The organism is Eubacterium ramulus ATCC 29099, assembly GCF_000469345.1.
Classification (GTDB): Bacteria; Bacillota; Clostridia; order Lachnospirales; family Lachnospiraceae; genus Eubacterium_I; species Eubacterium_I ramulus.
Window position 1 is genome coordinate 1 of sequence record NZ_KI271107.1, and the last position, 4,916, is coordinate 4,916.

6 protein-coding genes are annotated in these 4,916 nt (G+C 32.2%); 1 reads left to right on the forward strand and 5 read right to left on the reverse strand.

Going from position 1 to position 4,916, the window contains the following annotated elements; all coding sequences use genetic code 11:
• Positions 1 to 90: 90 nt before the first annotated feature.
• Positions 91 to 327 carry a DUF6061 family protein gene (locus HMPREF0373_RS04705; protein WP_004843528.1) on the forward strand — a complete coding sequence of 79 codons (237 nt, stop codon included), beginning with the start codon at positions 91 to 93 and terminating at the stop codon, positions 325 to 327.
• A gap of 151 nt (positions 328 to 478) precedes the next feature.
• On the opposite strand, the gene HMPREF0373_RS04710 is transcribed toward HMPREF0373_RS04705, so the two are convergent.
• The 5 genes from HMPREF0373_RS04710 to HMPREF0373_RS04730 all read right to left on the reverse strand — a co-directional run bounded on the left by HMPREF0373_RS04710 (position 479) and on the right by HMPREF0373_RS04730 (position 4,765).
• Positions 479 to 1,087, reverse strand: a complete 609-nt coding sequence (locus HMPREF0373_RS04710) for an ATP-binding cassette domain-containing protein (protein ID WP_005608342.1) — start codon at positions 1,085 to 1,087, stop codon at positions 479 to 481.
• Entirely contained in the window at positions 1,084 to 3,024 is a 1,941-nt protein-coding gene (locus HMPREF0373_RS04715) for a DUF1430 domain-containing protein (RefSeq protein WP_005608344.1), read from the reverse strand. The genes HMPREF0373_RS04710 and HMPREF0373_RS04715 overlap by 4 nt, the downstream gene beginning before the upstream one ends.
• Complete coding sequence (locus HMPREF0373_RS04720) at positions 3,025 to 3,474, reverse strand: hypothetical protein (RefSeq protein ID WP_004843525.1); 450 nt, start codon at positions 3,472 to 3,474, stop codon at positions 3,025 to 3,027.
• A gap of 67 nt (positions 3,475 to 3,541) precedes the next feature.
• Positions 3,542 to 3,886: a broad-spectrum bacteriocin mediterrocin MdcF gene (gene mdcF / locus HMPREF0373_RS04725; RefSeq protein ID WP_005608346.1), complete on the reverse strand. Its 345-nt coding sequence runs from the start codon at positions 3,884 to 3,886 to the stop codon at positions 3,542 to 3,544.
• A 63-nt stretch (positions 3,887 to 3,949) separates the two neighbouring features.
• The gene (locus HMPREF0373_RS04730) at positions 3,950 to 4,765 is read right to left on the reverse strand and encodes a DUF6040 family protein (RefSeq protein WP_457851862.1); all 816 of its coding nucleotides are present in this window, start codon (positions 4,763 to 4,765) and stop codon (positions 3,950 to 3,952) included.
• Between the last annotated feature and the right edge of the window lie 151 nt (positions 4,766 to 4,916).

Below are 4,916 nucleotides of genomic sequence, written 5' to 3' on the forward strand. Positions count from 1 at the left end.
TATAACAATAACGACATGGTGAACTGATTGAAATGTTTTCGATATTTAACTCTATAACTGATTATTAAAAGAAAATGGAGATAAGATACGATGAGAACAATTTATGCAGAATACAACATAAATCACGATAGTATTGATGTTTACACAAGTGCCGGATATATGCTTCGCATTGATTGCTGGAAAGCTGAAAAAAATCTAAAAACCACATACGGATCAGAATGTGCGCTTACTTCATTGGCTGTGGATGAGCCTTTGGAATATGCAAGATTATATCTTGAGGGTAATTTACAGATGTGGGTAGATGCAGAAGACTCACTAGAGTTATAATCCTTATCCATATAAATAATATGCAAATATATATCCCATCAATATAGCGAATATACTGAAATAAAAGTATCTTTATAATCAATTTTAACCAAAAGAATATGTTCTTAGAGGAGGTGTCTCCCGAAAGAACATATTCTTCTATTATGGGTAATTATAAATATAGAACATGCTTTTCTTGTGCTACAATTTCTTCACTATGAGTTACAACAATAACTGTTTTTCCCTGTTCACTTAACTCATGCAATATATTCATAACAATCTCACTATTTTTTTTGTCTAAGGAACCAGTTGGTTCGTCTGCTAATACAATCGAACATTTCTTTAGCATTAAACGAGCTAACGCAACTCTCTGCTGTTCGCCACCAGATAATTGATAGACTTTTTTGTTAATTACTTTCTGTAAACCAACTTTTTCAAGAGCTTCATTTATTGAAATATCCGTTCTACCTGATTTTTTTATTATTTCTAGATTTTCTTTTACTGTTTTGTTTTCCAAAAGGGCAAAATTTTGAAATAAAAATCCAACAACTTCTTTGAAATATTTCTGCTTTTTTCCTTTTTTTGCCACATCAAAACCATTCACAATAATAGAACCTTTGTCAGGAGTTTCAATACCTCCAATCATATTAAGTAAAGTACTTTTTCCGCATCCACTTTCGCCACTAATTACCAAAAAACGGCTATCTGGAATTTCCAAATGAAAATTTTTGAACAAAATTTTATCATTATATGCTTTGCATAGATTTTCAATTGTTATCATAAGCAACCTCCTTTTAATGATTTCGGTATGTTTGTTTTTTCAACAATTGTGATATTAAAGAAAATAATTGTAAATTCTATTAGTGCCATAAATGAACTAACAAGAATGCTAATTCCTACTTCAGTCTGTACCGATAATAAAGAATAGATAAGCATACCTACTAATATCACAAAATTTTCCACTACAATCATTTTAAGAAGTGTTTTGTGCCGTTCAAATAAACTATATCCAAAGATTTTCATCAAGGAAATTTTCATTGCATTTTCTCGGAACTCTAGTCTACTTACTGTAACAATAATCATAATATTTAAAAGCAATACAATCGTACAAAGAGAACTTAAAAATCCCACGAGTTTTATTAAAAATGTGTGATTATATAAATACTGTTCATGTACGTTTGTAATTACTAGCTGATAATTTCCAAGCATATCTTCATACTTTTTGCTGATATTTCTTAGCTGTTTTTCATCACATTGAAATAAAACTGCTCCTGCTTTATAGCTTTCAAGATACCCACCATTGACTGCTAAATCTTTGTTTGCCTGATAAATAATTATCGGATTTTTGCTTTTTTCGATACCATTTATTCTACTTGTATCTAAATAGGAAAAGTATTCTGTTTCGCTATACTCTATGTACTGAATATTTAATTGTTGTAAATTATCATGATTTAAAACATGGCTCAAGGAGTCATAGGCTAATTGCTTGTTTTTAGCAAAATATCTATTCTTTGGAATGAAAATAATCAAATCAGAAGATTCATTCTCTACTGCATTTATCTGCTTCGTAAAACCTTGTAACATATCTTTTGCATGATTATTTACATATATCACATCATTTTTATCATTTAAAATATTCAAGCATATTACAGGCTTTAATGTGTTATATTCATTCTTGTATAGTTTATTCCAAAAAGCTTCTTCTTTTTCAGCATTAAAATCAGTAGTCTTTACGGTAAAATAATTTGCATCATAATATTCTTCTAACAAATGTTCATTTGTAAATAGGTTATTATGAATACTACTAATATTAGTGGTAATTGTAAAAACAGCGGCTACCCCTGCTATAAATTTTAACGAATAAATTAAAAAATCCACTCCTCTTTTGTGTGTTGCATTTGCGAATGCCTTTCTAATATCAAAAAAGCAAAAAGAACAATATGGAATAGTGGAAAGAATAATTCCAATGGAATATAAAATTGTGACGAGTCTATTCTCATATGCTCCCGATATATAATTTGACAGCAATATTTTTGCAACAATAAATAATGCAATGTCAAAAGTTACATCGAATAAAGCAGCCTTAAATGCTATGAAACCAGCACTTTCTCCTAAGGAAACTCGTACAACAACCTCTTTTTTTCGCCTAACCACTTCAATTACATTTAGAACAATCATCAATGCAATAATCATACCCCATATAATAAAAATCATGTCCTTTTCCGTAGAATTCCAATATTCTGGATAAGTTAAGCTATATTTTTCTGATAATTTCTGATATGCAGAGATAATATTGTCCTCATTTCCTATGTATGAGATAAAGTTTTCATAACCCACAGAGGTACTTTGCAATTCTGAGAGATTATGAAATTTTACTTTCGTAATTCCGGAAACTAAAGCGGTATATTCTGATTCTTCTATGTTTGCAGTATTTTTTAATGTTTGTCTGATTACTTTATCATCGCCATAAATATGAAGTGTTGAAAGGTATTTATTATTGATTTCATTGTACTGAGAAAAAATATGTACATCATTCTCCGTTGCAGTTTCTGATACATCTTTCAGAAACTGCGACATATCTTCACTAGCAACTTCATAGCGTGATGACGTAAAATATGCTGTAGAAAAGTTCCAAAGCTGATCTTGAAATATTTCAGATTGCATAAGTATTCCAAAAATCAGGAAACAAAACAAACATAAGTTTTTAATTGCTTTCATTTATTTCAACCCCAGATTCCATACTTTATTTGCTTTTTCAAATATCGTAGTCAATATTGTGCTATTTTCATCAACAATCCATTGATCTTCTTGATCTTCAGCTTTTTTGCTACTTGACAACATAATTTGAGTATTCAAATCCTTATAGTCATTAAATAGCACGCCTTGACTTATTCCTTGGTGAAATGGTTTTATCCAAATAATTAGTGCATATCGAACATCTGACTCAGCTATCGCAAGATTTCCATTCCAAAGCAAATAATCAGGGACAGACACACTATACTGGAATCCATCTTTATCTGTGTAAATTTTTACTCCAGATTCTTCTATTTCAGGGAAGTCTTTCTGAAATTCGTTATATGGTTTATAACTCCCGAAGTACCAAAATAAATTATAGCAACAGAACAAAATAACCAAAACAATTCCTATATATTTTATTTTTTTCTTCATTTATATACACTCCACAAAAAAGAGTGGTTGGAATTCCAACCACTCAGCCATTATCCCGAACCTTTGTTTAGTAGCTATTACCGTAGGTAATACTATTTCCTTTATGAGCAACCTCAATTTTAGACCAATTACCTTTACCAACATTTGAACCCGAAAAAGAACCATTTCCATTCTTGACATATGCGTAATGATCTTTAGTTGAATGATATGCGTGTGCATAATCTTCATTAATAGCAAGAGTATTATAACCATAAGTCAAAACACCTTTTCCGCCATCAGATGTAGTGCTCAATTCCCACTTTTTATCAAATGTCTTATTCCCGTTTGTAACAGAAAATGCCATTACTGGAATTGATGAAGAAATTAACATTGCACTAATAGCTACCCCTACAATCACTTTCTTTGCTCTCATAAGTTTTACCTCCTTTGATCTGCTGTATTTCTATTTATATTTTATCAAATATTTTGTATCTAGTCAATCAGTATCTTGACTTATATAGCGTCGAATTGTAAGATATATTCCTTGTAAAATTAACCAAAAGAACAACAGATTTATTGATAATGCTTTTTTAATTACTTCTCCAAAATAAATGATGACAGCCGCACTTGTCAGTATCATCAGTAGGGTAATAACATCCCAACAGTTTTTCTTATATAATTCTATAACCTTTATTTCTATCAGTATTGCCAGTATCCCTGTCCCTGCCACACATATTCCAACAACCAATATCATCAATAACCAATATATGATTCCGGCTATAATCTCATTTGGAATTTTTGTGCTGATTTGTGCCACAGATTGCCCGGCATCAATCGTCCAACCGATAAAAGTTTGTATGAATGATGCTGCATCATGGAAGAATGATTTGCAATCGGAAAGGAACACATCTGACTGTACTGCCTGAAAAAGAGTGGTTGTCAGCGAATACCATGCAAGAAGGAACAAGGTTGTTTGGAACATTACCGTTTTTGCTTTATATTGTCCTGCAAGTTGCTCTTTTTGTGTTTCGTATCTTGCTTTTGCATTCTGATAGGCTGTCCGGTCACAGGCTTCGCATTTTTTATAGAGTACCGGCTTTTCTACCGGTATCTCTACGATTTTCTGATGTGTCCGGGCATAATCCCGTTGTTGTGTTAAGCATCGTATTTTATCTTGACATTCCCCTATCGTGACGTTTGCGCTTCGCAGCTTCTCTTTCTCGCTCCGCAATGCTCTGTCTGCCAGCTTCAAGTCGTTCTTTAATGCTTGAATATTCCCGGCTCTGTTCTCTTTGTTTAATTTCTCGTTCAAGGTCAGAGATTCGTTGAGCTGCGTCTTCAGTTCCACGATAAGCTGGTCTTTCTGTTCCAACTCTTCTTGTATCTCCTCGGTCAAGAGCAGAAGTTCTTCCAACTGTTCGGCGTTCTTTAATTCTCTGGATTCGTTCATCTATATCACGTCC

Excerpts from the sequence above, each read along its gene's own strand:
- HMPREF0373_RS04705 (WP_004843528.1), top strand. The coding sequence starts at position 91 with ATGAGAACAATTTATGCAGAATACAACATAAATCACGATAGTATTGAT.
- HMPREF0373_RS04710 (WP_005608342.1), bottom strand. The coding sequence starts at position 1,087 with ATGATAACAATTGAAAATCTATGCAAAGCATATAATGATAAAATTTTG.
- HMPREF0373_RS04715 (WP_005608344.1), bottom strand. The coding sequence starts at position 3,024 with ATGAAAGCAATTAAAAACTTATGTTTGTTTTGTTTCCTGATTTTTGGA.
- HMPREF0373_RS04720 (WP_004843525.1), bottom strand. The coding sequence starts at position 3,474 with ATGAAGAAAAAAATAAAATATATAGGAATTGTTTTGGTTATTTTGTTC.
- mdcF (WP_005608346.1), bottom strand. The coding sequence starts at position 3,886 with ATGAGAGCAAAGAAAGTGATTGTAGGGGTAGCTATTAGTGCAATGTTA.